This window comes from Zoogloea sp. (assembly GCF_044344315.1).
Lineage (GTDB): Bacteria > Pseudomonadota > Gammaproteobacteria > Burkholderiales > Rhodocyclaceae > Zoogloea.
Genome location: NZ_JBIJDC010000065.1, coordinates 1 through 25,013, shown reverse-complemented (window position 1 = coordinate 25,013; position 25,013 = coordinate 1). Strand labels below are relative to the sequence as shown.

Below are 25,013 nucleotides of genomic sequence, written 5' to 3'. Positions count from 1 at the left end.
CCCTGCGCAGCCTGGTGAAGCAGCACGGAGTCAGCCTGTCCACGGTGCTGCAGGCCTGCCGCAGCCTGGAGGATGAGGGGCTGCTCGAGGCGCGGCCGCGTTCGGGCTACTTCGTGCAGCGCCCGCGGCGGGCCCATCTGCAGCCTGTCAGCGAGCCCGACCCGCGGGCGGCGGCCCTGGCGCCCGATCCGGCGGCTTTCGCCGGTATTCACGACCGGGTCTCGGATTTCGTCACCAAATGCGAGCGCCACCCGGTGCACACCAATCTGGCCCTAGCCTTTGGGGCGCCCGAAGCCTATCCCCAGGAAGCCCTCAAGAACGCTGCTTTGCGCGCCCTGCGTCGGCATCCGGAGGTGCTGGTGAGCCCGGTGCCCCCCCAGGGCGACCCGGGTTTCCGGGCGGTGCTGGCACGCCGTGCCCTGGCCGCGGGCATGCACCTGACGGCGGACGAGATCCTGGTGACCCATGGCTGCACCGAGGCCATCAACCTCGCATTGCGTGCGGTGAGCCGGCCCGGCGATGTGATCGCGGTCGAGTCACCGACCTATTTCGGTCTCCTGCAGGTCATCGAGAGCCTTGGCCTGCGCACCCTGGAGATTCCCACCAGCCCGAGCCGGGGCCTGTCCGTGGAGGCCCTGGAGCTGGCTTTCCAGACCCACGAGCGCATCGCCGCCGTGGTGGTGGTGCCCAACTTCCAGAACCCCCTCGGCTGCGTCATGCCGGACGCGGAGAAGGCCCGTCTGGTCGCGCTGTGCGAGACCTATCGGGTGCCCCTGGTGGAGGACGACATCTACGGCGCCCTCAGCGATGCCGAGCAGCCCCTCAGCGGTTGCAAGGCCTGGGACCGCAGCGGCAACGTGATCCACTGCGGCTCCTTCCACAAGACCCTGGCCCCCGGCATGCGGGTGGGCTGGATGACCGGCGGGCGCTGGCAGGACCGCATCCGCATGCTCAAGCACGCCCAGAGCCGGCCCAACGATGCGCTGGCCCAGATCGCCATTGGTGAGTTCATGGCCAGCCACGCCTTCGACCGGCACCTGTCACGCCTGCGCCGCCAGCTCAAGGACCAGCGCGAGCGCACGGCGGAAACGGTTGCCGCCCGCTTTCCGGCGGGCACCCGCCTCAACATGCCCGGGGGCGGCATGCTACTGTGGGTGGAGATGCCCGAGGGCTGCTCGTCCCGGCGGGTCTTCGAAACCGCCCTGTGTGAGGGCATCCGGGTGGCGCCCGGCCTGCTTTTCTCCAACTCGGCGCGCTTCGACCGCTTTCTGCGCATCAGCTGCGGCTATCCCTTCTCTCCGCAGATCGAGGCCGCCCTGGCCCGCCTGGGGAAGATTGTCGGCGCGGGCTGAGTGGCGCAGGGAACGAAGCCGCGCGCCGATGATCGACACTATCGTGTCCGTCCCCGTCAGAGGTGTCGCCATGCGTGTCCTGCCTATTCGCCAGACCTGCCGGGTACTGGCTGTTGGTGCCCTGATCGGGCTGTCTTGCCCGGCGCTCGCGTGGGAGCTCGCCGGCACGCAGACCATCACGCTGGAAGGCCGTGACGGGGTGGAGATCCCCATCGGCAGCGTCAGTTTTCGCCCGGAGGGCGCACGCACGGCCTTCGTCCTGCATCTTGATCACGCGCGCTTCAAGGATTTCTTCCTGTCCATGCGCGAGTTCAAGTGTCTTGAAGGGCCGGAGGTTTTCTGCCACGTGCCCTATCCCCATCGCAATCCGGCCACCGTGACCCGGGGCGATCTGGCCTGGCTCGAGCACGCGCTGCTGTTTCTCCACAAATCACCGGCCGAGTTTGGCGCCCGGTTGTGGAACGGGGTGTACTACCGCATGCAGGTGACCCCGGACGGCATAGTCGGCATCGCCCGGGCGGTGGATCTGAATCACATCGGCGCCCCGCCGGATGACGCCGGCGTGCCTCCCTACCAGTCTGCCGATACCAGCGACATCGACCCTGCCAGCCGCTGGCTGGGGCGTCTGAAAATTCGTTGAGAGTGTGTAAGAGTCCCTTGTTTTTCCTCTGGTGTGACAAAATGTTGCCTTGTTGGGCCGCTCAGGCCGTATCAGGGGACTACAGCCATGGGCTTGCGACTCAAATTCAATCTGGTCTTGCTGGCGGTATTTCTCGCCGGCTTTGGCGTGGCGGGTTATATCTCCCACGATCTGCTCCACCGCCATGCCCGCGAGCAGGTGCTGGGCGAGGCGCGGCTGGTGATGGAGGCGGCCATGGCTGTGCGCGGTTACACCGTGGCTCAGGTTCGCCCCCATCTCAACCCGCTCATGGACAAGCAGTTCCTGCCCCAGACGGTGCCGGCCTACGCGGCCACCGAAACCCTGGCACAGCTGCGCAAGAAGTACCCCAACTACGACTACAAGGAAGCCACCCTCAACCCCACCAACCCCCGCGACCGGGCCGCCGACTGGGAGGCCGACCTGGTCAACAGCTTCCGCAACCGCCCCGACAGCCGGGAGATCACCGGCCAGCGTGACACCCCCACCGGCCCGGCCCTCTACATCGCCCACCCCATCCGCATTGAGACGGCCGCCTGTCTGCCCTGTCACAGCACGCCGGACGTGGCGCCGGCAAGCATGATCAAGGTCTATGGCACGGCCAACGGCTTCGGCTGGAAGCTCAACGAGGTGGTCGGCGCCCAGGTGGTGTCGGTGCCCATGTCGGTGCCCCTCGAAAACGCTGGCCAGGCCTTCCGCACCTTCATGGGCTCGCTGGCGGCGGTGTTTGCTGCAGTCTTCGTGGTGCTCAACCTGATGCTGACCTGGCTGATCATCCAGCCGGTGTCGCGCATGTCGGCCGCGGCCGACAAGGTCAGCACCGGTGATTTCGACCAGCCGGAATTCCCCGAAGGGGGCAAGGACGAAGTGGCCGTGCTGGCCAGCTCTTTCAACCGCATGCGCCGCAGTCTTGAAAAGGCCATGCAGATGATCGATTCCTGAGCCCCGCGGCCGCATGAACGACACCACCCAGGCGCCCCACGAAGGGCCGGACGAACAGCTCGCCCTGCCGGCGGGCTACGTCCTCAACGAGTACCGCCTTGAGCGGGTGCTCGGTGGTGGCGGTTTCGGCATCACCTATCTGGCCCACGACACCCACCTGGACTGTCGGGTGGCGATCAAAGAGTATGTCCCCAAGGATCTTGCCCTGCGGGACGGCAGTTGTGCCGTGCGGCCGCGCTCGGCCAGATCGGTCAAGGGCTTCGAGTGGGGCCTCAAGCGCTTCCTGCTGGAGAGCAGGGCACTGGCCAGCTTTCATCACCCGGGCATCGTCCGCGTGCTGCGCTACTTCCAAGCCAATGAAACCGCCTACATGGTGATGGAGTACGAGACCGGCGAGCCCCTGCACCACTGGCTGGTCGGTCGCCTGCCCCTCGACCGGGCGACCCTGCTGAACATCGTGCGCCCGCTGCTCGACGGCCTCGAGGCCATTCACCGGGCCGGCTTCCTGCACCGGGACATCAAGCCGGGCAACATCTACATGCGTGCCGACGGCACCCCGGTGCTGCTGGATTTCGGCTCGGCACGCCGCCTGGAAACCGACGAAGGCCAGGAGCAGGCCCTCACCGCGGTGGTCACCCCCGGTTTTGCGCCGGCCGAGCAATACCACCGGCACGGCAAGCAGGGGCCATGGACCGACCTGTATGCCTTTGCCGGGGTGATGTACTGGATGGTCACCGGCAAGCTGCCCGTCGAGGCCTTCGCCCGCCTGCGCGAGGACGGCATGCCCCCGGCTGCGGGCATCGGTAACGTGGATGTGTTCGGCCTCGGTCTGCTCAACGCCATCGACTGGGCCCTCAACCCGGACGAAAGCAAGCGCCCCCGGCAGGTGGCCGATTTCCGCCGCGCCTGTCTGGCGCCGCCCACGGGCGGCGAAGGGGCGGTGGACCCGCCCGTCGAGGCGCCGCTGCCCCTTGGCTTGTCGGCGTCGGAGGCCCGGACCTTCATTGGTGCCGTGCTGTTTGCCGATGTGGTCTCGCCGGCTGATGATCTGGCTGCCCAGGCGGAAAGGCGCTCCCGCCTGGTGCGCATGCTCAGCCAGGCCATTGCGCCGGTGCCGCCCACCACCCGCCTGGCGGTGAATACCAAAGAAGGCTGTGCCGTTTGCTACGTGGGCGACCCCGAAGATGCCCTGCGCACCGCGGTGCATCTGGGCGACGCGGCCGCCAGCGAAGGCCTGGACGTGCACCTGGGCATCAACCTGGGCCCGGTGCGCATTGCCCCCGATCCCAACGGCCGCTCGCGCATTCTGGGCGACGGCATCACCACGGCCTTCCGGGTCATGCGCTTCTCCGAACCCGGCCAGGTGCTGGTGGCGCGGGCCTATTACGAGGTGATCCAGCACCTCAAGCGCAACGCCGGCGAGTGTTTCCGCCACCTGGGCTTGCGTCGTGACCCCCTGGCCCGGGACCATGATCTGTATGTCTGGAATGGCGAGAATCTGGCCGCCTGCGCAGCCGGTGGGGATCCCTCCCTCAGTCGCCCGGCGGCAGGGGCCGACATCACTCCCGCTGCCATCGACAGTGCCGAACGCATCCTGGCCCAGCACATCGGCCCGATGGCCCGCATTCTGGTGCGCCGCACGGTGCCCCGCGTGGCCAGCCTGCCCGAGCTGCTGCAGCGCCTGGCCGACCTGATTCCGGATCCGGCGCCGCGCTCGGCCTTCCTGTCCAGCGCCATGGCGGGGTCGGGGCTGCCCTCCCTGTCACCGTCCTCGCGCAGTGTGGCGAGCTCCGCCACCGGCACCGCAACGGCTTCCGGGCTGATCCCCGAGGCGGAGCTGGCACGCATCGAGAAGCTCTTTGCCCGCCACATGGGCCCGATGGCGAAGGTGCTGGTGCGGCGCGAGGCGCGCACCGCCAATGGCCTGGAGACCCTCTGCCGGGCCCTGGCGAGTCATCTGGACAAGGATGTGGAGCGCGTGCGCTTCCTGAAGGACGCCGGCCTTTGAGCGCCAGGCGCTTCCTTGACTGCCCGACTTGAGGAGAGAAACGGAATGGAAATGCGCCCCTTGCGTCTGACCCCTGGGCAGGATCTGCGCCGGGCACTGGAGTGCATCGTCTTTGCCGAGGGTTTCTCGGCGGCCTTTGTGGTGGCCGGCATCGGCAGCCTCGACAAGGCCCACCTGCGCCGGGCCGGCGCGGAGGAGGTGGATGTGCTGGAAGGAAAGCTTGAGCTGCTGACCCTCTCCGGCAGCATTGCAGCCAATGGTGCCCACCTGCATGCCGCCATTGCGACGGCCTCCGGGGAGGTAGTGGGCGGGCATCTGGCTTACGGGTGCAAGGTGCGGACCACTGCCGAGGTGCTGCTGGGCTTGCTGCCCGAGTGGAGCTTCATGCGTGAGCCGGACCTGGGCACCGGCTACGCGGAACTGAGCATACGCCCCCGCCAGCCGGGCAGCTGACAGGGGCGGGCCCGCGGGGCTTCAGGCCACCTTGGCCTTGCAGGCCTTGGCGCACTCGGCACAGCTCTCCATGCAGTCCTTGCAGGCCTTGTGCTTGTCGGCGTGCTTCTTGCACTCCGCCTCGCAGGCCTTGCACACATCCACGCACAGGGCGGCAAGCTTCGGAGCGAACTTTGATTCGGCGCCCGCCAGGGTGATGAGGGCGCGGCACGTAGCGAGCATCTCACGCACGCTGGTGGCACAGGGCGCCATGGTCTTGTCGCCTTCGCCCATGAGCATGATGCAGTGGGTCAGGCACACCTCGCCCTTTTCGATGCAGATCCCGGCAGTGTCGAGCACGGCCTGCCAGGGGTGGGCACCCCCGTGATGATGATGGCTGTGGTCGGCTGCGGCAGAGGCCGCGCCGGCGGCAAGCAGCGCGCCGGTGGCGAAGAGGGCATCACGACGGTTCATTGTGGTCTCCTGATGAATTTACTTGGCGGATGAGCCGGTGATGTTGTCGAGTCGCCGGGCTTCCTCCTCGGAGATGTACTCGAAAACCCGCACCACTTTCTGTACCCCGTTGGTGGTACGCGCCACTTCGGTGGCGGCGTTGCCTTCCTTTTCGGTGACCAGACCCATCAGGTACACCGTGCCGGCCTCGGTTGTTACCTTCACCTGCTGGATGCGGAAATCCTTCTGGTCCACAAAGCGGGCTTTCACCTTGGAGCTGATGTAGCTGTCGTTACTGCGGGCCGAGAAGGTGCTGGTGGGGGCGATGCGCAGCTCGTTGACCACTTCCTTTACGTTCTCGACCACGGCGGCGATGCGCCCGGCCTCCTCACGGCTGGCCTCGTTGAAGGCTTCGCCGGTGAGCAGCAGCTTGCGGTTGAAGGAGGTGGCGTTGACATGCACCTTGTCGCCGAGACGCTCATTGATGCGGTTGCCGGTCTTCCATTCGATGCCTTCGTCCTCCACGTAGGCGCCGGAGCTGCGCCGGTCGGTGGCCATGGCCACGGCGGCGCCGGTGCCGCCGACGATGACGGGGATGCAGCCCTGGGCTGCGGTCAGTGTGCCGATGGCGAGGGCCGTCCAGGCGAGAGTCTTGCGGATGGATTTCATTCTTCGATTCCGAGAAAGAGACAGTCAATGCCGTCGCACAGGCAATGCAGGGTGATCAGATGGACTTCCTGGATGCGCGCCGTGCGATCGGAGGGAACACACAGGTGGATGTCATCGGGGCCGAGGAGTTCCGCCATGGCGCCGCCACCCTTGCCGGTCAGGGCCACCACGCGCATCTCGCGCTCGTGGGCGGCATGGATGGCCTCGATCACGTTGGGGGAGTTGCCACTGGTGGAGATGGCCAGCAGCACGTCGCCGGGTTGCCCCAGGGCGCGCACCTGCTTGGAGAAGATCTGGGTGAAGTCGTAGTCGTTGGCAATGGAGGTGAGGGTGGAGCTGTCGGTGGTCAGGGCCAGGCCGGCCAGGGGCGGGCGCTCCATCTCGAATCGGTTGACCAGTTCGGCGGCAAAATGCTGGGCGTCGGCGGCGGAACCGCCGTTGCCGCAGGCCAGGATCTTGCCGTTGGCCATCAGGCTGTGGGTCATGGCCTCGATGGCGGCGGCGATGGGTTCAGCCATGAACTCCAGGGACGCCAGCTTGGTCTGGGCGCTGTCGGTAAACTGCTGGGCAATGCGGGCGACGAGATCCATCACGAACTCCGGGGAAAGTGCCCGCGATTCTAGCATTCCACCCGCTGTGCCCGTCGGGTGCGATAGATCCGCTTACAAACCCACCAGCACGTCCACCCGCAGGCGTTTCCAGGGGTTCGGGTGTTCCACCAGGCGGCCGATGCGCCCGCTCACCGGGGTGCCTCGATCCATGGCCCGGGCCACGTCCCCGTTCTCGGCGCGGGGCAGGTAGCCGAGCTTCTCGCCGCGCCACTCGACCCGTATCGCCAGGGGATCATGGGGATTGTCCGGCTCGCGGATCAGGGCCAGGCGGTCGCCCTCGCGCATTTCGTCCCACAGGATCTTGCCGCCGTAATACTGAAAGCCGGCCAGCGGAGAGCTCTGGACGAGAATGCGTACCGTTGGCTGGGCCAGCGCCGGCAGGCTCAGCAGGAGGGCCGTGAGGGCCAGCCTAGCCCGCATCGAAAGCCCCCCGCAGCCACTCGATGCGCGGCGGATCCAGGCCTTCGAGCAGCACCGCGTCGAAGCGGCAGGGCGCGTTGGCGTAGGCCCGCCCGGCACCTGCCAGCCAGTAGCGCGCCGCCAGGATCACCCGCCGCTGCTTGGTAGGCGTGATGCTGGCCGCTGCGCCGCCGAAGCGCGGGTTGCTGCGCAGGCGCACCTCGACGAAGACGATACTGTTGCGGTCACGGGCGATCAGATCCACCTCGCCGCCGCGGCAGCGCAGGTTGCGCACCAGGATGGCCAACCCGTGGCTTTCCAGGTGTGCCGCGGCCAGGGCCTCGGCGGCCGCCCCGCGCCGCAGGTGTTCGGCTTGCGTCGGCGTGCCCCCGCCCCCACAATCGGGCTCCCCCGCCTTTCCGCACCACGCCTGCCATGCTTTCTGCACCGTCCGACGCATCTTCGGTTTCTCCGCTTTCTAAGACATCGTCATTGTATGTGGTGGCCACGCCCCTGGGAAACCTGCAGGACATGAGCCTGCGCGCCCTGGCCGTGCTGCGGGCGGTGGATGCGGTGGCCTGCGAGGACACCCGCCACAGCCAGCGCCTCCTCGATGCCTTTGGCATCAAGACCCGCCTGGTGGCCCTGCACGAACACAATGAACAGGCCGCCGCCGGGCTGGTGATCCGCATGCTGGAGGAGGGCAAGCAGGTGGCCCTGATCACCGATGCCGGCACTCCGGCCGTCTCCGACCCCGGCGCCCGCGCGGTGGCCCGCGTCCAGGACGCGGGCTTTCCGGTGGTCCCGGTACCCGGCGCCAGCGCGGTCATCACGGCCCTGTCGGCCTCCGGGCTGGCCGACGGGCACTTCCACTTCCATGGCTTCCTGCCCACCAAGAGCGCCGCCCGCCGCGCCAGCCTGGAAAGCCTGCGCAGCGTGCCCGGCACCCTGGTGTTCTACGAGGCACCCCACCGCATCGCCGAAACCCTCGACGATCTCGCCGCCGTCTTCGAGCCGGTCCGCGAGCTGGTGGTGGCCCGCGAGCTCACCAAGATGTTCGAGCAGATCGTGCGCATGCCCATCACCGAAGGCCCCACCTGGCTCGCCGCCGACCCCAACCGGGCCCGGGGCGAGTTCGTGCTGCTGGTGTCGGCCGCGCCGGTGGCTGAAGGCCTGTCGCCCGAGGCGGAGCGGGTGCTGGGCCTGCTGCTGGCCGAGCTACCGGTGAAGCAGGCCGCCAAGCTGGCAGCGGGGATCACGGGAGAGTCGAAGAACGCGCTGTATGAGAGGGCGCTGGCGATGAGGGACGGGGAGTGAGGCTTGGTTCCAGGGTTCAGGATCAGTGCATTGACAAGGGCTGACGTTGCCCTTGCTGGCCCCTACACGGGGCAGCCACAGGCCTGATTGCGAAATAGCCGGACGTAGGTCAGACCTGCCCGATGGAATGCCTTGTTGAACCAGAAAACCCAAGTTAGCCCCGTCGTCTGACGGATCGTGCCGCATCACCTGTAGGGGCGACTTCAGTCGCCCGCGGACTTTGATCAACGAACTACGCGTGGAATTAAGTGCGGCGCGGCGACTGAAGTCGCCCCAACGATCCCTTCTGCGCCACGTTCATGTGTAGTACGACCGCATCCTGAGCACGCGAACAACGCGCTCTTCGACAAAGACTTCGTAGACCAAACGGTGCTGAAAACTGATTCGCCGTGAGTATGCGCCTGGTCGTGGTTGCTCTCCAGTGAGAGCGATGTGGTACGTATTTGCGTACGTGGCATCAATAGATATTTGAGTGGCCTTTCGTGTAGGTCTGCGTGGAGATCGTGGGGACGGGGGCTTTCAATGTCGTGCCCTTGGATGTCCGCAGATGAAATCCGAGCGTGTCAAAAACAAGGGCGGCCTGCCGAGCTTGCTTGCGGGAAGGGTTTCAGTCAGTGGCATAGTTTCAGCGGTTGCTGAAGTGCTTGCGGCGAATGAAATGTGCTGCGATTTTCAGTAAACGTGCTATTTTCAGCGAATGCTGAAAGAGGTTGTTTCCATGAAAGAGGCGGAGGCGCGTGCGAGTGAGGCATTGCGGGGGCTGCTTGAGAGGATTCCGATCCTTCAGGTGGAAGGCATCGATGCCGCAGCCGTGTCCGGCGATTGGGAGCCGGACTTGATCGCCCGGCTGCTCGTGGACGGGCGCCCGCACCAGCTCATCTGCGAGTACAAGTCGAACGGACAACCTCGGTACGCCCGGTCCGCGCTACTGGAATTGCGGAACTACGTTGTGCATCGCGACCCCCAAGCGACGCCCGTCTTCATCGCGCCCTACATCTCACCTGCGGTGAGGCGGTTGTGTGAAGAGATGGGGGCCGGCTATCTCGACTTGGAGGGCAACGCCCGGATCGCCTTTGGTTGCGTGTTCATCGAGCGAGTGATGGTGGGCAAGCCTGTGGCCGAACAACGCGAACTCAAGTCGCTGTTCAGGCCGAAATCTGCCCAGGTGCTCCGCACCATGCTGCGCGAACCCGGGCGTGCATGGCGGGTCGCCGAGTTGTCGGAAATCTCCGGGGTCAGCCTTGGGCATGTCAGCAATGTGCGCACCGGCTTGATTGATCGGGAATGGGCACGTGCCTCGGACGATGGCCTGGTCCTTTCGGAGCCCGATGCACTGCTGGATGCATGGCGGGACAGCTACACCACCCCATCCGGTGAGCGGCTGCGCTTCTATACGCCGCTGCATGGCAGCGCACTCGAAGACGCGGCGCGAAGCGCTCTGCGCGCAGGTAACGGTCCCGGGCGCGCTGCCTTTGCATCGTTTTCGGCGGCGCAGTGGCTTTCTCCTTATGCGCGCACCGGCACGCACTACTTCTTTGCCGACGACGAAGGCCTGAATAAGCTCCAGGTCGCGCTGAAGCTCACGCCCGCCTCGAAGGGCGAGAACGTGATCGTCACCGTACCGAAGGACTTGGGACTGCTCGCCGACACCGTTGAGCCTGCTCCGGGCGCGGTCTGCACGAGTCCGGTTCAGACCTACCTCGATCTCTCCATTGCCGGCGAGCGTGGCGCGGAGGCCGCCGACCACCTGCGCCAGGAAAGGCTCTCATGGCCCAACTGAAAGCACCCCAGGAGCCGCAGTCGGCGGCCGAGTACGATGACCGCACGACCGCGGCCGTGAAATCCGTGCTGATCGAGATTGGCCAGATCCTTGGCAGCTTCAAGGGCAAGTTCGCCATCATCGGCGGCGCGGTTCCCTGGTTGCTGCTGGCCAACGAAGACATGCCCCACGTTGGCACACTCGACGTGGACGTCGGGCTGGACGCGGACGCGCTCGGCGACGGCGAGTACGCCACTCTGATTGGTGCGCTTCAAGGCCACGGATACGCCCAGCGCGAGGGGCTTCGGCGCTTCCAGTTGGTTCGCCAGGTGCCCGCGCGCGACGACGGGGGAGCGATTGATGTCGTGGTCGATTTCCTGATGCCGCGCGACGCGGAAATCATCAAGAACGATCCGCCCTTGATCAGCGACTTCGCCGTGCAGCGGGCCGATGGCGCCGACTTGGCGATGCGCTTCTATCAACTCGTGGCGGTGGCCGGACCGATGCCGGACGGAGGGACGAACCGCGTAGAGATCGCGGTGTGCTCCATCCCCGCTTTGCTGGCGATGAAGGGCCATGCGCTGGCGGGCCGCTACAAACAGAAGGACGCCTACGACATCTACTACTGCGTGCGGAACTACCCCGGCGGCATCGAGGCGTTGGCGAAGGAATGCTGTCCGCTGCTCGGGCATGCAAGTGGCGAACGTGGCTTCCGGCACATTGCCGAGAAGTTCGACACCTTCGAGGGACACGGCCCAACCTGTGTGCGACGCTTCGTCGAAGACACGCATGCGCTGGGTGATCGCACGTCCGAACAGTGGCAACAGGATGCGTTCGGCCAGATCGACGCACTGCTGCGCGCCATGGCGCTGCGGGCTTGAGTCAGCCCGATGGACTACGCGCAACTTCGCACGCTACTGGAACCGCTTATCACGGGATTGAAAGATGCCGGCACCCACACCGTTCTGCCGACGCTTTGCGAAGAATTGGGGTTGCCTGCACCTGCCACCGATGGCTCCAAGCGCGAGCGCATGACCTCCAGCTTCGATGCGGCAGCGGACGCCGATCTACCTGCAGTTGCACGCAAGCTGCTGGTACGCCATCCGCCCAATGCCACTACGCGCAATCAGATTCAGGACGTTCTCTGGAGCGATAGCGCGTGCCCACCGATCCCGAAGCGTTACCGGCGCGAGGTGGCGCGGCGGCTCAATAACGAAGAGTTGTATGGGAATGCTCGCAGATTCGACGAGTTGCTGGAGCGCTTGTGGATACTGGATGCCGATGACTGGATGTTCCTGTTGGGTGGAAAGCCTACGGGATTGCGCACGAAAATTCAGCAGCACGTCCATCGCAATCCGGAGGACTGGCCGGCCGAAACGCTGTTCGACCAGTTGGGCGCTTATGATGCTTCCGACCGGCGCTTTGCGCTGTTTCTGGAGGGGTTAGCTTCGGCCGACGTGCGCCCCGACGAGGCTGCGCAACGCCGTTTCGTCGCCTGCGTCAACGAGCCATTGCACAGTTGCGGCGTCGAGTTGCGAGAGATCGGCTCAGAAGGTGGTTACCCGGTTTTCTCTCTGGTCTCGCTGCACGCGCTGACCAAAGGCCGCCCAAAGAATCTCATCTTTGCCTCACCCGACAAACCCGACCTGCGCTTTCGCGATGTGCTGGACAACGATGTCGAGATCGTCAGCAATGCAGATAAGGTGCTCGTTTATGACCGTCCCATTGGCAACGATGGGCTATGTTGGAACGATCTGCAGCAGTGGTGGGCAGAGACTGAACAGATTACCGATGCTGAACAAGCCAAACGCTCGCTGTACGCGCGCCTCAAGGGCAGCCTGCCTTGCGACTCTCCACCACAAACCCTGCTGTTCGTTGCTTTCTTCGAGGGTTTTGGCAGTGCTGTGCCCAAGCTCCCGACACTGCTCCCTGAAGTCTGGCTGCATTGGGACCCTCGGACGGTCAAGGAGCGAGGACCGGATGCGCTTTTACGCTTTCGCATGGATTTCCTACTCCTACTACCGCAGGGCGTGCGGGTCGTCATCGAGGTCGACGGCAAACACCATTACGCGGATACCGCAGGCAGCGCCGACGTACAGCGTTACGCGCGGATGGTCAGGGGCGACCGCGAACTCAAGCTCGCGGGCTATGAAGTCTTTCGCTTCGGGGCTGCGGAGCTACAGGCGCCCACTGCCAAGGCAGACGTGATGGATTTCTTCGAGGCTCTATTCAAACGCTACGGTGTTCCGACAAACTGACAAGCCAGCCCCACGCTGGCCGCCACAATACCCCTTGGAGAGCATCGTGCAGAACGACGAAAACGATGATGCAGCGGAGATTGATCTGCTCGCCAGGATGAAGTCGCCATCCGACTTCGCCGGGCAAGCGCTCTTTATTCAGGGCGAGGACTGGTACAACAACGCGATGCTGGGTTGGACCCACTTCCCCTGGGACATCTACGCTGCCGGTTACAAGGATGCTGCTGATGCCTTGGTCGGGGCATTGGCCGAACGCAAAGCATCCCTTGACAGCGTGGTCTACCCGCTGGTGTTCTTGTATCGCCAAGGATTGGAACTCGAACTGAAATTGATCCTGCCGCTGGCCCGCCGCTTAGCTGGCAAGGAAGCCGTTGCCGATCACCAACACGGATTGATGCCGCTTTGGAGCGAACTGCGCCGGCACCTCGAACAGCTCGATCCTCGCGAGGACGACAAGGAGTTGCCGGCCATTGAGGATTTCATCCGCCAACTCGATACCGTCGATCCCGGTTCATTCGCCTTCCGATACCCCACGACGAAGAAGGGCGAGGTGTCGCTCCCCGAGTTGCGGCACGTCAACGTAAGGCACCTCTCCGAAGTCATGGATAGCGTGTTCATGCTGCTGGGCGGAATCTATTCCTGGCTGGGGGAGATGGAACAGAACACCGGCTACCACTGACGGCGCTGGAAGCCGTCCGGTTCATTCGCCGATCCGGGCCTGAAGCCAGAGCGGGCAGGCAGTACTTGCGATTTGTCGGGATAGCCCCGTGTCGTATTGATCGTGGCATCGCATCCTCGCGGGCCCGATACCCAAAGGCTTCCTAACAGCGTGTTGAAAAAGTCAGCGTTCCTCGCGGCTTTTTCCCCTGCCCTAAAAATCGATCTCCAATGCTCGCTTCGAGCCGGAAGTGCTGCCGCCTTCAGGCGTCTATGGCGCTGCCACCTGTACATCCATTGCGCAGGGCGGTTTCAAGTCTGAAGTGCAATACCAGGCTGAAAGTTCATGATTTCACGCGCAAAGACACCCTGCTAGAAGTTGACTAAATCAACACCCTGTTAGACAGAAACTACGGGGAAAAAGCGCAAGGCCTTGACGTGAGGCGGTCTCCGACGAACCGTCCGGCGAAGAGCGCGATGGCCACCACGGCGATTGCAGGAAATCCGATCAACGCCATTCCGTAGGTCAGCAAGACGCTCCAGAGGTACCACGCCGCTATCGCTACGAATACGCTGCGTACCAGTACGGTGCTGGTCGGCCGGTCAAAGGAGAAACCGAACGCGAAACCAACGAATCCGGACAGTAGGACCGAAAAGCTGGCAAACAGCCATAGTTCATGCTTGTTAAACTCGCGCAGTGCGGTCAACAAGAGCGTATGGCCAAACCAGAATCCTGCAAAAAACAGAAGAGTCTTGCGGAACATTTTTCTCTGCCAAAATGCCAGTTTAATATAACGACAATAGCATAATCAATGGGGCCGGCTTCCTTTGTTGTCCGTCCGTTTCCTGATTTTATATGGCTGAAACCCCGGTTTCGGGTAAAGCAGCAGGCCGGCATGGTTCTGCTTGTAGCAGGACACTGCCAGGTTCAACGATCGTTGAATCATGAGCAAGTCTGTGACCGGAAGTCCGAGGTCGAATGAATTCGACCCCGCAGAAGCGCACCGTCGCGTCACGCGTTCCGGTCCCGCCACCCCTCACCGCACATGATTCCCATCCCTCCCCAGCAGCGTGACCTCCACATACCGCGACCCCACCCGCTCCCCCGGGCCGAACCGCACCTTGAATCCCCCCAGGTCCAGATCCAGGTTCTCCAGCGACTGCATCACCGCGGCCGGGGTGGGGGTGCCTTTGCTGCGGCGGATGGCTTCGATCAGGACGCGGGCGCCGACGTATTCTTCGAAGCTGGTGTAGGACGGGGTGTCTTCGGGGGCGAAGCGTTTGAGGGCCTGGTGGTAGTCGCGGGTGATGCGGCTGACGCCGCTGAAGGGGGAGGGCATGACCTGGGTGATGCCGACGCCCCGGGCGGCGTCGCCGCCGGCCAGCTGGTGCAATTCGCGCCCATTCACCACCGAGATGCTGAAGAGCTGGGTGCCCGGGTGGGCGGTCTGGTAGGCCTTCACGAAGGCGGCGGCGGGGCGGACCACGCCGATCATGATCACCGCCTGGGGCACGCCGCGGGCGATGTCTTCGACGGCCCGGGCCACATCTTCTGTGTTCTTCTCGTAGCTGCCCTTGCTGACGATCTTCATCTTGTGGCGGGCCAGGGCCCTTTCGACGCCGGCGAGGCCGGCCTGGCCGAAGGGGTCGTTCTGGTGGAACACGGCGATGCGGGTGAGGCCGGTGCCGACAAACTGGCGCACCATGGCTTCAGTCTCGTCGCCGTAGCTGGCGCGGATGTGGAAGATCCAGGGGTTGAAGGGGCTGCGCAGGGGTTCGCCGCCAGTGTAGGGGGCGACCAGGGCGATGCCGCCGCCGGAGAGCACCCCTTGCTTGAGCAGTTCGGCGATGTTGCCGGTGCCGGCGTAGCCGATCAGGGCGGCAGCCTTGTCCTTGCGTATGAGTTCCTGGGTCAGGCGTAGGGTTTCGGCGGTCTGGTAGCCGTCATCCTTGAGCACGTGCTTGAGGGTGTGGCCATTGACGCCGCCGGCGGCGTTGGCGGCATCGATGGCGATGCGCACGCCCAGGGCCATGGCCTGGCCGGTGGAGGCCAGGCTGCCGGAGAGGGGCGCGCACTGGCCGATCACCACGGTGTCGGCCCTTGCGGCCAGACTCCATCCCAGCAGTGCAGTCACCAGCAGGCCGCCAAGCAGCCGCCAAATCTCCCTTTTCATTGCTTATGCCCCCATCGCATTTATTGATGGGGGCAGTATGAAGCATGGGAAGGTTAATTCCTGTGAACGGATGTTGCGCTGCAATGTGACCTATGTCGCAGCATGCATGCCATCGTTCTACAAGGGTTCAGCCCTCGCCCCCCTGCAGCCCGTATTTGCGGATCTTGTCGTGCAGGGTGGTCTTGGGGATGCGCAGGGCCTCGGCGCTGCGTGCCAGGCTGCCGCCGTGGCGGCGCAGTTCGGCGGCGATGAGGCTGCGCTCGAAGCTCTCCACTGATTCTGCCAGCGAGGCGGGCGCGGCCTCGCCCGTGGCGGTGCCGAGGATGTCCTTGCCGACGCCGAGCACGATGCAGTCGGCCACGTTGCGCAGCTCGCGCACGTTGCCCGGCCAGGTGTGGGCCATCAGCTTGCGCATCTGCTCCGGCGGCACCGCCGGCAGCGGGCGTTCGTGGCGGTGGGCGGCGAGGAGCAGGAAGTGTTCGAGCAGCAGGGGGATGTCCTCGCGCCGTTCGCGCAGGGGCGGCAGGTCGATGGTCACCACGTTGAGGCGGTAGTACAGGTCGGCGCGAAAAGTCTGGCGCTCGGCCCGGTCCTTCAGGTCGTCCTTGGTGGCGGCCACCACCCGGCAGTCCACCGGCAGTTGCTGGTTGGAGCCGAGGCGCTCCACCACTCTCTCCTGCAGCACCCGCAGCAGCTTGATCTGCACGCCCATGGGCATGCTCTCCAGCTCGTCCAGGAAGAGGGTGCCCTTGTTGGCGTATTCGATCTTGCCGATGCGCCGCTTCTGGGCGCCGGTGAAGGCACCGGCCTCGTGGCCGAAGAGCTCGCTGTCGAGCAGATTGTCGGGCAGGCCGCCGCAGTTGAGGGCCACGAAGGGGCCGTCCTTGCGGGTTGAAAGTTCGTGCAGGCACTGGGCGATGAGCTCCTTGCCGGTGCCGGTCTCGCCGCGTACCAGCACGTCCACCCGGGTGCTGGCCACGTCGGTGACGAGCTGGCGCACCCGGGCCATCTGGGGCGAGCGGCCGATGAGCTTGGCTTCGGCGCCTTCGCGTTGCTCCAGGCGGCGGCGCAGGTCGAGCACCTCCAGGGTCAGGGCGCGCTTTTCCAGGGCGCGGCGCACCACGTCCACCAGCAGCTCTGGCGAGAAGGGCTTCTGGATGAAGTCGTAGGCGCCGGCGCGCATGGCCTCCACGGCCAGGGTCACGTCGCCGTGGCCGGTGATGATGATCACCGGCAGGTCGGCATCCATGGCCTGGCAGCGGTGCAGCACCTCCATGCCGTCGGCCTTGGGCAGGCGCATGTCGGTGACCACCACGCCGGGAAAGCCCGGCTTGAGGCGCTGCAAGCCTTCTTCGGCCGAGCCGACGCCCTCCACGGGGATGTCGGCCAGCATCATGGCCTGCTCGCAACCCAGGCGCACGTCGGGGTCGTCTTCGATGATGAGGGCGCGGAGTTCGGGGTTCATAGGGGCAGGAGAAAGGCTAGAGGTGGAAAGGAGGGTACTTTTTTGGGGCGACGTGTGGGAGCGACGTGTAGGGGCGACTTCAGTCGCCCATCCGCCCGCTGAATCACAGGCAAGCCCTTGATCGGAGTCCGTGGGCGACTGAAGTCGCCCCTACTGGTCAGCATCGGGGTGGGCGTTCTCGCCTGGGGCGGCGGGCAGTTGCAGGATGAAGCGGGCGCCGCCTTCGGGGCGGTTCTCGGCGCGCAGGTCGCCGCCGAACTCGCGCACGATGTCGCGGGAGATGGCGAGCCCCAGGCCGAGGCCTTCGCCGGCGGGCTTGGTGGTGAAGAAGGGTTCGAAGAGGGCGCCGGCATCGGGCAGGCCGCAGCCGGTGTCGGCAATGCTCAGCTCCAGGCTGCCGTCTGCGCCCGGTGTGGCTTCGATGGTGAGCGTCTTGTGCGCGCTGTCGGCCATGGCGTCGGCGGCGTTGCGGATCAGGTTGATGAGCACCTGCTCCAGGCGGTTCTGGTCGCACCAGGCAATGGTCTGTTCGGCTTCGCAGCGATTGTCCACGGTGACCCCCGACTTGCTCAGGCGCTGGTCGAGCAGGAACAGGGCGGCGCCCACGGCATGGGCCACGTCGGTGGGCGCCGGGATGGCCGGCGACTTGCGGGCAAAGGTCTTGAGAGGAGTGATGATGCGGCCCATCTGGTCGGCCAGGCGGGCGATGATGCCCAGGTTCTGCTCGACGGTGGCCAGGTTGCCGCGCTTCATGAACTCCACGGCATTGCCCGACAGGGTGCGCATGGCGCCGAGGGGCTGGGCCAGTTCGTGGGTGATGCCGGCGGCCAGCTGGCCGAGCACGGCGAGCTTGGCGGCCTGCACCAGTTCGTCCTGGGCGGCGCGCAGGGTCTGCTCCGCCTGCTGGCGTTCGGCAACCTCCTTGCGCAGGCGGGCGTTGGTGTCTGTGAGGGCCTTGGTGCGCCGTGCCACCTTGCTTTCGAGCTGGGCGTTGGCCTGCTCCAGCAGCTCCTTGGCTTCCAGCTTCTGGCGGATGATGCGCCGGCGCTGGGCCACCACCAGCAGCAGGAGCAGCACGAAGCCGGTGGCCACCGCCGCCAGGGCACCGTGCCCGAAGGCCTGGGCGCGCACCGGGCGCAGGTCCGAGAAGATCAGCAGGCGCCAGCCCACGTCCTGCAGGCCGCGGCCATGCACCAGGTAGCTGCCGGCCACATCGGCGTGGCTGCGCGTCCGGGCGCCGCCGGGGGGCGGGGTGCCCAGCTTCATGTGTACGATCTGTCCTTCCGGCCCCGGTGCCGGGTTGACGCCCACGGGAAAATTCCCGATGGGCCCGCCGTTGTAAAGGCGGCTCATGGAGATATCCACCCGGGTGTCGAGGGGGAGCGGCGTGAGGGCGGTGTAGCGCCACTCGGGCACCGAGGAGAGGATCACCACGCCGTTGCCGTCGGCGATCAGGGCCGGCGCGCCCAGGAGATCCCAGGCCTTGTCGAGCTGACCCAGGCTGATCTTGATGACCGCCACCCCCACCACCCGGTTGCCCTGGCGGATGGGGTGGGAGACGAAGTAGCCCGGCTCGCCCCGGGTGATGCCGATGGCGAAGTGGCGCCCGACCCGCCCCGAGAGCCCGTCCAGAAAATAGCTGCGGAAGGACAGGTCCTCGCCGACGAAGCTGTTGTCCGGGTCGTTCCAGTTGCTGGCAGCGATGACGATGCCGCGCTCGTTCACCACGAAGATGGCGATGCTGCCGATGTGCCCGTTGAGGCGCTGCAGGAAGCGGTTGGCGGCCAGCACGCTGGCCGTCCCCCGGGGCTGATGCATGACCCCCAGCACCTCTTCGCTGAGCTGGATGGTGGCAGGGATGTGGGCGTAGCGGTTGACGATGCCATCCACCGCCGCGGCAAACAGGTCGAGGCGGTGGCCGGCGTCGGTGCGCAGGGTCTGCATGCCCTGGTACTCGCTGGCCCGGTAGCCGCCAAAGCCGATCAGCCCGATCACCAGCAGGATGGCGGCAACGATGAAGGGGTTGGGCGACAGGGAGCGGGAGGGCGGCAGGGTGCCCGCTGCCGGGTGGGCGCTTTCGGTGGCGGGCGGATTGGCGGGTGTCGTCATGGGAGGGGCGTGTTGCGGGGCTCAGGCGCCCGCGATGAAACTGCGGATCCCCGAACCGATGAACTGGATGCCGATACAGATAAGCAGAAAACCCGTCAGGCGCGTGACGACGTTGATGCCTTCGTCGCCGAGCAGCCGTGACACCCAACGGGCGGAGTATAGAACCCAGCACAGGGCAAGGCACGTCAGGGCGATGCTGAGCACGCTGGCGGTGTAGCCCACCACCTGCTGGAGCGGGTCGCCCAGCTCGGCCAGTTCGGTGGAGACGCCGATCACCGTGGCCAGGGCGCCAGGCCCGGCGATGCCCGGCATGGCCAGGGGAAAGAAGGCAAAGGCGCTGCCCCGGCCGGCGGGCACCATGGGCTCGCCGCTGCCGAAGAGCATGCGATAGCCCAGGATCGCCACCGTGATGCCGCCGGCGATGCGCAGGGCGCCGTAGGAGATGCCGAAGAGCTGCAGGATGGCGACCCCGGCGAACAGGGCGGCGGACAGCATCACGAAGGCGTACACACAGGCCCGGCGCGCCTCGCGCAGGGCGTCACCTACCGGCTGGTTGGCCGACAGGCTCAGGAACAGGGGAATCTTGGAGAGGGGGTTGGTGATGGTGATGAGGCTCACCAGCCCGCCGAGCAAGAAGGTGGTGGCGATCTTGAGGAGCAGGGGCGTCATGGCCATTCACTCAAAAAAGAACGTGCCGGACGGGAGGAGTACCGGCCGGCACGCCACAAGGGCCGGATAGTCCGGCCAGGGATGGGGGCCGGACCCTGTACGGGCCCGACCCCGGGGAACGGCTGGCTCAATGCTGCAGGATCTTGGCCAGGAACTGGCGGGCGCGCTCGGAGCGGGGGGCGCCGAAGAAGGCATCCTTGCTGTCGTCCTCGACGATCTGCCCCTTGTCCATGAAGATCACCCGGTTGGCCACCTTGCGGGCGAAGCCCATCTCGTGGGTCACGCACATCATGGTCATGCCCTCCTGGGCCAGCTCCACCATCACGTCGAGCACTTCGTTGATCATCTCCGGGTCGAGGGCCGAGGTGGGTTCGTCGAAGAGCATGCAGATGGGGTCCATGGCCAGGGCGCGGGCGATGGCCACGCGCTGCTGCTGACCGCCGGAGAGCTGACCGGGGAACTTGGCGGCGTGGGCCTTGAGGCCGACCCGGTCGAGGAGCTTGAGGCCCTTGTCGCGGGCTTCGTCCTTGTTGCGGCCGAGCACCTTCTCCTGGGCGATGGTCAGGTTGTCGGTGATGCTCATGTGGGGGAACAGCTCGAAGTGCTGGAACACCATGCCCACATGGCTGCGCAGCTTGGACAGGTTGGTCTTCGGGTCGCCCACCGACACGCCATTGACGGTGATGGTGCCGGACTGGAAGGGCTCCAGGCCATTGACGCACTTGATGAGGGTGGACTTGCCGCTGCCCGAGGGGCCGCAGACGACGATCACTTCGCCCTTTTTCACCTGGGTGGTGCAGTCGGTGAGAACCTGGAAGCTGCCGTAGTGCTTGGAAACGTTGTCGATGGAGATCATGTCGGGCTCCTTGGATCAGTGCGCCACGTGGGCGTTGAGTTTCTTTTGGTAGCGGCGCACCAACTGGGAGGCCGCGAAGCAGATGAGGAAATACACTAGGCCGGCAAACAGCAGCAGCTCCACCAGGCGTCCGTCCCGGTCACCCACCTTGTAGGCGGCGCCGAAGAAGTCGGCGAGGGCCGAGACATAGACCAGGGAGGTGTCCTGGAAGAGCACGATGGCCTGGGTGAGGAGCAGCGGAACCATGTTGCGGAAGGCCTGGGGCAGCACCACCAGGCGCATGGCCTGGGCGTAGGTCATGCCCAGGGCGGACGCCGCGGAGACTTGCCCCTTGGGCACGGACTGGATGCCGGCGCGGATGATCTCGGAGTAGTAGGCCGACTCGAACAGGGCGAAGCCGATCATGGCCGAGGTGAGGCGCACGTCGGTGTTGGGATCGAGGTTGAAGGCGCCGCGCAGCACCTGGGGCACGATCAGGAAGAACCACAGCAGCACCATCACCAGCGGGATGGCCCGGAAGAGGTTCACATAGCCGGCGGCGAACATCGCCAGCGGCTTCACCGGCGACAGCCGCATCATGGCCAGGGCCGTACCCCAGACGATGCCGAAGATCACGGCGATGACGGTGATTTCCAGGGACACCATGAGGCCTTCCCACAGGAAGGGCAGGGCGCCGGGAATCGAAGACCAGTCGAATTCGTACATGTCACTTGCCTCCCAGGTAGCCCGGCACGCGGGTCTTGTTTTCCACGTGACGCATGAGGGTCATGACCACCACGTTGATGATCAGATAGAGGGCGGTCACGGCGATGAAGGACTCGTAGGGCTGGGCGGTGTAATCCACCAGCTGGCGGCCCTGGGCAGCGAGTTCGAGCAGGCCGATGGTCGAGCACACCGCGGAGTTCTTGAAGATATTGAGAAACTCGGAGGTCAGCGGCGGCACCACCAGGCGGAAGGCCATGGGCAGGAGCACATGGCGGTAGGTCTGGGGCAGGGTGAAGCCGAGGGCGAGGCCGGCGTTCTTCTGGCCGCGGGGCAAGGCATTGATACCCGAGCGGACCTGCTCGCAGACCCGGGCGGAGGTGAAAAAGCCCAGGCACACCATGGCCGACACGAACTGCTGGGTGACGGGGTCGAGGTCCTGCTTGAAGCGGTCGCCGAGGCCGAAGGGCAGCACCTCCGGCAGCACGAAGTACCAGATGAACAACTGCACCAGCAGCGGGATGTTGCGGAAGATCTCCACATAGGTAGCAGCCAGGCCCGACAGCCATTTGCCGGGCACGGTGCGCAGCACGCCCATCAGGCTGCCCAGGGCCAGGGCGATGACCCAGGCCGACAGGGACAGCAGGATGGTGGTCTGCAGGCCGGACAGCATCCAGCCCAGATAGGTGCTGTCACCGGATGCTGCGGGGCTCAGGAAGATGCCCCAGTTCCATTGGTAACTCATGGTTTTTCCCTTTGTTGTAGGGGCGACTTGTAGGGGCGACTTCAGTCGCCCATCCGCACGTAATACCAAGCGCCACTCGTTGATCGAAGTCTGCGGGCGACTGACGCCGCCCCTGCAGGCTCCTGCAGGGGCTCACCGGCCCGATCAGTACTCCATGAACATGCGCTGCAGTTCCTTGCTGTCCTGGGTCCGGGTCAGGGCCACGGCGGCGAGGATGCGGGCCTTCTGGGGGTTGAGGTCGTGGGCCACCACCCAGTCGTACTTGTCATCGGGCTGCTCGGCGTTGCGCAGCACGAAGCCGCCACCCACCACGCGGGACGAGCGGATGATCTGCACGCCCTTGCCACGCAGCTCCTGCAGGGACGGCACCACCGCGCCGCTGACAGAGCCGTTGCCGGTGCCGGCGTGGATCACCGCCCGGGCGCCACCTTCGGCGAAGGCCTTGTAGGCGGTGGGGGTGGCGTTGCCGTAGCCGTAGGCGATGTCCACCGGGGCCAGCTTGTCGAGGCTGTCGATGTCGAACTCGGTGCCGGTGGTGTGGCGCTTGGCGGGGGCGCGGAACCAGTAGGTCTTGCCCTCGACGATCATGCCCAGCGGCCCCCAGGGGCTCTTGAAGGCTTCGGTCTTGATGTTGACCGCCTTGCTCACGTCGCGGCCGGTGTGGATCTCGTCGTTCATGGTGACGAGCACACCCTTGCCGGCGGCGTCCTTGCTGCCGGCCACGGCCACGGCGTTGTAGAGGTTGAGCATGCCGTCGGCCGACATGGCGGTGCCCGGGCGCATGGAGCCCACCACCACCACCGGTTTGCTGGTCTTGAGCACCAGGTTCAGGAAGAAGGCGGTCTCTTCCAGGGTGTCGGTGCCGTGGGTGATGACGATGCCGTCCACGTCAGCCTGGCGGGCCAGGGCGGCGACGCGCTTGCCCAGGGTGATCAGGTGTTCGTTGGTGAAGCTCTCGGAGGCGATCTGGAAGACCTGGTCGCCGCGCACGTCGGCCAGGTTCTTGAGTTCGGGCACGCCGGCGATGAGCTTGTCCACCGGCACCTTGGCGGCCTGGTAGGAGGCGCTGTTGGCCACGCTGGCGCCCGCGCCGGCAATGGTGCCGCCGGTGGCCAGGATGACCACGCGGGGCTTGTCGGCAGCGTGGGCCGCCAGGCTGCCGGCGAAGCCCGCGGCGAGCAGACAGGAGAGGGCGATGGGGCGGAGGCTGAAGAGAGTCATGATCGGATTCCTTGCTGGGTTGGGGGTGGGGGCGATCAGAAGTTGTGGCGGATGCCGAGGGCGACGGAGCTGATGTCCAGCCCGGCCGGGGAGCCGAGGAAGCTGTAGGCGCCACCGCCGCCGGTGCTGCGGGCGCTGTCGTTGTCGATCTTGGTGTAGTAGGCGTACACCTTGCTGCGCTTGGACAGGTTGTAGTTGTAGGCGAGGGTGTATTGCTTGCCGGCGGTGTCGTCGGTGCCGCTGTAGTCGCCGGCCACGCCCACGTTGAGGTGGAACTCATGGGCACCCACCGGCGCCATCAGGGCGATGCGCCAGTAGTTGCGGGTCAGGTCTTCGGTGAGGGTGCTGCGCTTGGAGCGCTCGAACAGGGCGCCCACCACCAGCGGGCCGAAGTTGTAGGAGCCGCCGGCGGTCACGGCGCGGTCGTTGTTGAAGCGGATCGGCGCGGCGCTGTCCAGGTCGGTGGTGTTCTGGGTGGAGGCGTAGCTGACGGCGGCGTGCAGGGGGCCGCGGTCGTAGTTGGCCACCAGGCCCAGGTGGTGGGGGGTGCGCTTGGAACCGCTGGCCACCGGGGCCTCGTCGAGCAGGGCGTAGGCGGCCTCCAGGGTGAAGTCGGCGATCTTCGGGCTGGTGTACCAGATAGTGTTGTTCATGCGTCCGCCGGCGGCATTGGAGTTGCCGAGGATGGCCGACGACAGCAGCGCGTCCGACGAGTAGCCGGTGTCGTGGTTGTGCATGCTGATGTGGTCGTAGGTGGCGTAGTAGATCGGGCCCAGGGTACGGCCCAGGCGCAGGGTGCCCTGGGGGGTGCGCAGGCCGACCCAGCTGTCGCGGGTCGCCAGGGTGGTGCCGGAGTCGCTGCCGTCCACACGGACGCGGCTCTCGATCTGGAAGATCACCGCCATGCCGCCGCCCAGGTCTTCGGTGCCGCGGAAGCCGATGCGGGAGGCGTTGTCATTGACGACGTTGCGGGAGTGGCCGTTCTCGACGCGGACGTTCTCGAAGGTGGCGTTGAGGCGGCCATAGACCACCACGTCGGTGGCCTGGGCCGACAGGCTGGCCAGGGCGGAGAGGGTGGCTGCGGCAGCCAGGCTGAGGTGCTGAACGGTCTTCATGATTTTATTGGTCTCGTGCAAGTGATTGGGGGAGGGGGCGCGGGAGCGGGGCGGGGCGGGGCTTAATCGAAGGCCTTGTCGTTGGGGGCCTTGAACAGCTTGAGCATGGCGTCGGAGGGCGGGAAGTTGAGGTTCAGGCCCTTGGGGGGGATGGGCTGGGTGAACCACTTCTTGTAGATGGCCTCGGCCTCGCCGGAGGTCATGGCCTTGGCGAGGGCGGCATCGACGAGCTTTTTGAAGCCCGGGTCGTCCTTGCGCATCATGCAGCCGTAGGCCTCGAAGCTCTGGGGCGTGCCGGTGATGGTCCAGTCGGCGGGGCGCTTGGCCTTGGCCAGCTCGCCGTAGAGGAGGGCGTCATCCATCATGAAGGCGACGGCGCGGCCGGTTTCGAGGGTGAGGAAGGACTCGCCGTGGTCCTTGGCGGAGATGATGTTCATGCCGA

Annotated in this window: 26 protein-coding genes; 10 read left to right on the top strand and 16 right to left on the bottom strand. The window is 65.8% G+C overall.

Annotated features, from left to right (window positions below; all coding sequences use genetic code 11):
• From ACIQ09_RS14260 to ACIQ09_RS14240, 5 genes are all read left to right on the top strand, one after another.
• A partial coding sequence (locus tag ACIQ09_RS14260) for a PLP-dependent aminotransferase family protein (protein WP_398311040.1) occupies positions 1–1,352 on the top strand: 1,352 nt, incomplete at its 5' end.
• A 70-nt stretch (positions 1,353–1,422) separates the two neighbouring features.
• The gene (locus tag ACIQ09_RS14255) at positions 1,423–1,992 is read left to right on the top strand and encodes a hypothetical protein (RefSeq protein ID WP_398311037.1); all 570 of its coding nucleotides are present in this window, start codon (positions 1,423–1,425) and stop codon (positions 1,990–1,992) included.
• An 87-nt stretch (positions 1,993–2,079) separates the two neighbouring features.
• Entirely contained in the window at positions 2,080–2,952 is an 873-nt protein-coding gene (locus ACIQ09_RS14250) for a DUF3365 domain-containing protein (RefSeq protein ID WP_398311034.1), read from the top strand.
• A 13-nt stretch (positions 2,953–2,965) separates the two neighbouring features.
• The gene (locus ACIQ09_RS14245; RefSeq protein ID WP_398311031.1) at positions 2,966–4,960 is read left to right on the top strand and encodes a protein kinase; all 1,995 of its coding nucleotides are present in this window, start codon (positions 2,966–2,968) and stop codon (positions 4,958–4,960) included.
• Between the two features lie 45 nt (positions 4,961–5,005).
• Positions 5,006–5,413, top strand: a complete 408-nt coding sequence (locus tag ACIQ09_RS14240; protein ID WP_398311028.1) for a PPC domain-containing DNA-binding protein — start codon at positions 5,006–5,008, stop codon at positions 5,411–5,413.
• Between the two features lie 21 nt (positions 5,414–5,434).
• Here ACIQ09_RS14240 and ACIQ09_RS14235 read toward each other — a convergent pair whose 3' ends face one another.
• From ACIQ09_RS14235 to ACIQ09_RS14215, 5 genes are all read right to left on the bottom strand, one after another.
• Positions 5,435–5,866 (bottom strand): four-helix bundle copper-binding protein, encoded by a 432-nt coding sequence (locus tag ACIQ09_RS14235; protein WP_398311025.1) that lies wholly within the window; start codon positions 5,864–5,866, stop codon positions 5,435–5,437.
• A gap of 18 nt (positions 5,867–5,884) precedes the next feature.
• Complete coding sequence (locus ACIQ09_RS14230) at positions 5,885–6,514, bottom strand: BON domain-containing protein (RefSeq protein WP_398311022.1); 630 nt, start codon at positions 6,512–6,514, stop codon at positions 5,885–5,887.
• Positions 6,511–7,104: a phosphoheptose isomerase gene (locus ACIQ09_RS14225; RefSeq protein WP_398311019.1), complete on the bottom strand. Its 594-nt coding sequence runs from the start codon at positions 7,102–7,104 to the stop codon at positions 6,511–6,513. Before ACIQ09_RS14225 ends, ACIQ09_RS14230 begins: the two co-directional genes overlap by 4 nt.
• 72 nt (positions 7,105–7,176) lie before the next feature.
• A complete protein-coding gene (locus ACIQ09_RS14220) occupies positions 7,177–7,545 on the bottom strand; it encodes an HIRAN domain-containing protein (RefSeq protein WP_398311016.1) in 369 nt (122 codons plus the stop codon).
• A complete protein-coding gene (locus tag ACIQ09_RS14215; RefSeq protein WP_398311013.1) occupies positions 7,535–7,984 on the bottom strand; it encodes a YraN family protein in 450 nt (149 codons plus the stop codon). The genes ACIQ09_RS14220 and ACIQ09_RS14215 overlap by 11 nt, the downstream gene beginning before the upstream one ends.
• 71 nt (positions 7,985–8,055) lie before the next feature.
• Here ACIQ09_RS14215 and rsmI point away from each other — a divergent pair, with 71 nt between their 5' ends.
• The 5 genes from rsmI (at position 8,056) to ACIQ09_RS14190 (ending at position 13,537) form a co-directional block, all read left to right on the top strand.
• Positions 8,056–8,841 (top strand): 16S rRNA (cytidine(1402)-2'-O)-methyltransferase, encoded by a 786-nt coding sequence (rsmI, locus tag ACIQ09_RS14210; RefSeq protein WP_398311010.1) that lies wholly within the window; start codon positions 8,056–8,058, stop codon positions 8,839–8,841.
• A 697-nt stretch (positions 8,842–9,538) separates the two neighbouring features.
• The gene (locus tag ACIQ09_RS14205) at positions 9,539–10,621 is read left to right on the top strand and encodes a type IV toxin-antitoxin system AbiEi family antitoxin (RefSeq protein ID WP_398311007.1); all 1,083 of its coding nucleotides are present in this window, start codon (positions 9,539–9,541) and stop codon (positions 10,619–10,621) included.
• Positions 10,609–11,481, top strand: coding sequence for a hypothetical protein (locus ACIQ09_RS14200; RefSeq protein WP_398311004.1), 873 nt, complete (start codon positions 10,609–10,611; stop codon positions 11,479–11,481). Before ACIQ09_RS14205 ends, ACIQ09_RS14200 begins: the two co-directional genes overlap by 13 nt.
• A gap of 9 nt (positions 11,482–11,490) precedes the next feature.
• Entirely contained in the window at positions 11,491–12,858 is a 1,368-nt protein-coding gene (locus ACIQ09_RS14195) for a hypothetical protein (RefSeq protein WP_398311001.1), read from the top strand.
• Positions 12,859–12,904: 46 nt separating this feature from the next.
• Positions 12,905–13,537 (top strand): hypothetical protein, encoded by a 633-nt coding sequence (locus ACIQ09_RS14190; protein WP_398310998.1) that lies wholly within the window; start codon positions 12,905–12,907, stop codon positions 13,535–13,537.
• 388 nt (positions 13,538–13,925) lie between these two features.
• On the opposite strand, the gene ACIQ09_RS14185 is transcribed toward ACIQ09_RS14190, so the two are convergent.
• The 11 genes from ACIQ09_RS14185 to ACIQ09_RS14135 all read right to left on the bottom strand — a co-directional run.
• Positions 13,926–14,279: a hypothetical protein gene (locus ACIQ09_RS14185; protein ID WP_398310995.1), complete on the bottom strand. Its 354-nt coding sequence runs from the start codon at positions 14,277–14,279 to the stop codon at positions 13,926–13,928.
• Between the two features lie 273 nt (positions 14,280–14,552).
• Positions 14,553–15,689, bottom strand: a complete 1,137-nt coding sequence (locus tag ACIQ09_RS14180; protein WP_398310992.1) for an ABC transporter substrate-binding protein — start codon at positions 15,687–15,689, stop codon at positions 14,553–14,555.
• A 127-nt stretch (positions 15,690–15,816) separates the two neighbouring features.
• Positions 15,817–17,154 (bottom strand): sigma-54-dependent transcriptional regulator, encoded by a 1,338-nt coding sequence (locus ACIQ09_RS14175; RefSeq protein ID WP_398310989.1) that lies wholly within the window; start codon positions 17,152–17,154, stop codon positions 15,817–15,819.
• Positions 17,155–17,304: 150 nt separating this feature from the next.
• A complete protein-coding gene (locus ACIQ09_RS14170) occupies positions 17,305–19,263 on the bottom strand; it encodes an ATP-binding protein (protein WP_398310986.1) in 1,959 nt (652 codons plus the stop codon).
• Between the two features lie 21 nt (positions 19,264–19,284).
• The gene (locus tag ACIQ09_RS14165; protein WP_398310983.1) at positions 19,285–19,932 is read right to left on the bottom strand and encodes a MarC family NAAT transporter; all 648 of its coding nucleotides are present in this window, start codon (positions 19,930–19,932) and stop codon (positions 19,285–19,287) included.
• Positions 19,933–20,059: 127 nt separating this feature from the next.
• The gene (locus ACIQ09_RS14160) at positions 20,060–20,788 is read right to left on the bottom strand and encodes an amino acid ABC transporter ATP-binding protein (protein WP_398310980.1); all 729 of its coding nucleotides are present in this window, start codon (positions 20,786–20,788) and stop codon (positions 20,060–20,062) included.
• Between the two features lie 15 nt (positions 20,789–20,803).
• The gene (gene gltK, locus ACIQ09_RS14155; RefSeq protein ID WP_398310977.1) at positions 20,804–21,493 is read right to left on the bottom strand and encodes a glutamate/aspartate ABC transporter permease GltK; all 690 of its coding nucleotides are present in this window, start codon (positions 21,491–21,493) and stop codon (positions 20,804–20,806) included.
• A 1-nt stretch (position 21,494) separates the two neighbouring features.
• Positions 21,495–22,235, bottom strand: a complete 741-nt coding sequence (locus ACIQ09_RS14150) for an amino acid ABC transporter permease (protein WP_296412867.1) — start codon at positions 22,233–22,235, stop codon at positions 21,495–21,497.
• A 144-nt stretch (positions 22,236–22,379) separates the two neighbouring features.
• Positions 22,380–23,456: an asparaginase gene (locus ACIQ09_RS14145; RefSeq protein WP_398310974.1), complete on the bottom strand. Its 1,077-nt coding sequence runs from the start codon at positions 23,454–23,456 to the stop codon at positions 22,380–22,382.
• Positions 23,457–23,491: 35 nt separating this feature from the next.
• Positions 23,492–24,571, bottom strand: coding sequence for a porin (locus ACIQ09_RS14140; RefSeq protein ID WP_398310971.1), 1,080 nt, complete (start codon positions 24,569–24,571; stop codon positions 23,492–23,494).
• Positions 24,572–24,633: 62 nt separating this feature from the next.
• Positions 24,634–25,013, bottom strand: a 380-nt coding sequence (locus tag ACIQ09_RS14135; protein WP_398310968.1) for a transporter substrate-binding domain-containing protein, incomplete at its 5' end; no start/stop codon positions are given.

What these genes read in the sequence shown, in the direction of transcription:
- ACIQ09_RS14255 (WP_398311037.1), top strand. Translation starts at nt 1,423, where the DNA reads ATGCGTGTCCTGCCTATTCGCCAGACCTGCCGGGTACTGGCTGTTGGT.
- ACIQ09_RS14250 (WP_398311034.1), top strand. Translation starts at nt 2,080, where the DNA reads ATGGGCTTGCGACTCAAATTCAATCTGGTCTTGCTGGCGGTATTTCTC.
- ACIQ09_RS14245 (WP_398311031.1), top strand. Translation starts at nt 2,966, where the DNA reads ATGAACGACACCACCCAGGCGCCCCACGAAGGGCCGGACGAACAGCTC.
- ACIQ09_RS14240 (WP_398311028.1), top strand. Translation starts at nt 5,006, where the DNA reads ATGGAAATGCGCCCCTTGCGTCTGACCCCTGGGCAGGATCTGCGCCGG.
- ACIQ09_RS14235 (WP_398311025.1), bottom strand. Translation starts at nt 5,866, where the DNA reads ATGAACCGTCGTGATGCCCTCTTCGCCACCGGCGCGCTGCTTGCCGCC.
- ACIQ09_RS14230 (WP_398311022.1), bottom strand. Translation starts at nt 6,514, where the DNA reads ATGAAATCCATCCGCAAGACTCTCGCCTGGACGGCCCTCGCCATCGGC.
- ACIQ09_RS14225 (WP_398311019.1), bottom strand. Translation starts at nt 7,104, where the DNA reads ATGGATCTCGTCGCCCGCATTGCCCAGCAGTTTACCGACAGCGCCCAG.
- ACIQ09_RS14220 (WP_398311016.1), bottom strand. Translation starts at nt 7,545, where the DNA reads ATGCGGGCTAGGCTGGCCCTCACGGCCCTCCTGCTGAGCCTGCCGGCG.
- ACIQ09_RS14215 (WP_398311013.1), bottom strand. Translation starts at nt 7,984, where the DNA reads ATGCGTCGGACGGTGCAGAAAGCATGGCAGGCGTGGTGCGGAAAGGCG.
- rsmI (WP_398311010.1), top strand. Translation starts at nt 8,056, where the DNA reads ATGAGCCTGCGCGCCCTGGCCGTGCTGCGGGCGGTGGATGCGGTGGCC.
- ACIQ09_RS14205 (WP_398311007.1), top strand. Translation starts at nt 9,539, where the DNA reads ATGCTGAAAGAGGTTGTTTCCATGAAAGAGGCGGAGGCGCGTGCGAGT.
- ACIQ09_RS14200 (WP_398311004.1), top strand. Translation starts at nt 10,609, where the DNA reads ATGGCCCAACTGAAAGCACCCCAGGAGCCGCAGTCGGCGGCCGAGTAC.
- ACIQ09_RS14195 (WP_398311001.1), top strand. Translation starts at nt 11,491, where the DNA reads ATGGACTACGCGCAACTTCGCACGCTACTGGAACCGCTTATCACGGGA.
- ACIQ09_RS14185 (WP_398310995.1), bottom strand. Translation starts at nt 14,279, where the DNA reads ATGTTCCGCAAGACTCTTCTGTTTTTTGCAGGATTCTGGTTTGGCCAT.
- ACIQ09_RS14180 (WP_398310992.1), bottom strand. Translation starts at nt 15,689, where the DNA reads ATGAAAAGGGAGATTTGGCGGCTGCTTGGCGGCCTGCTGGTGACTGCA.
- ACIQ09_RS14175 (WP_398310989.1), bottom strand. Translation starts at nt 17,154, where the DNA reads ATGAACCCCGAACTCCGCGCCCTCATCATCGAAGACGACCCCGACGTG.
- ACIQ09_RS14170 (WP_398310986.1), bottom strand. Translation starts at nt 19,263, where the DNA reads ATGACGACACCCGCCAATCCGCCCGCCACCGAAAGCGCCCACCCGGCA.
- ACIQ09_RS14165 (WP_398310983.1), bottom strand. Translation starts at nt 19,932, where the DNA reads ATGACGCCCCTGCTCCTCAAGATCGCCACCACCTTCTTGCTCGGCGGG.
- ACIQ09_RS14160 (WP_398310980.1), bottom strand. Translation starts at nt 20,788, where the DNA reads ATGATCTCCATCGACAACGTTTCCAAGCACTACGGCAGCTTCCAGGTT.
- gltK (WP_398310977.1), bottom strand. Translation starts at nt 21,493, where the DNA reads ATGTACGAATTCGACTGGTCTTCGATTCCCGGCGCCCTGCCCTTCCTG.
- ACIQ09_RS14150 (WP_296412867.1), bottom strand. Translation starts at nt 22,235, where the DNA reads ATGAGTTACCAATGGAACTGGGGCATCTTCCTGAGCCCCGCAGCATCC.
- ACIQ09_RS14145 (WP_398310974.1), bottom strand. Translation starts at nt 23,456, where the DNA reads ATGACTCTCTTCAGCCTCCGCCCCATCGCCCTCTCCTGTCTGCTCGCC.
- ACIQ09_RS14140 (WP_398310971.1), bottom strand. Translation starts at nt 24,571, where the DNA reads ATGAAGACCGTTCAGCACCTCAGCCTGGCTGCCGCAGCCACCCTCTCC.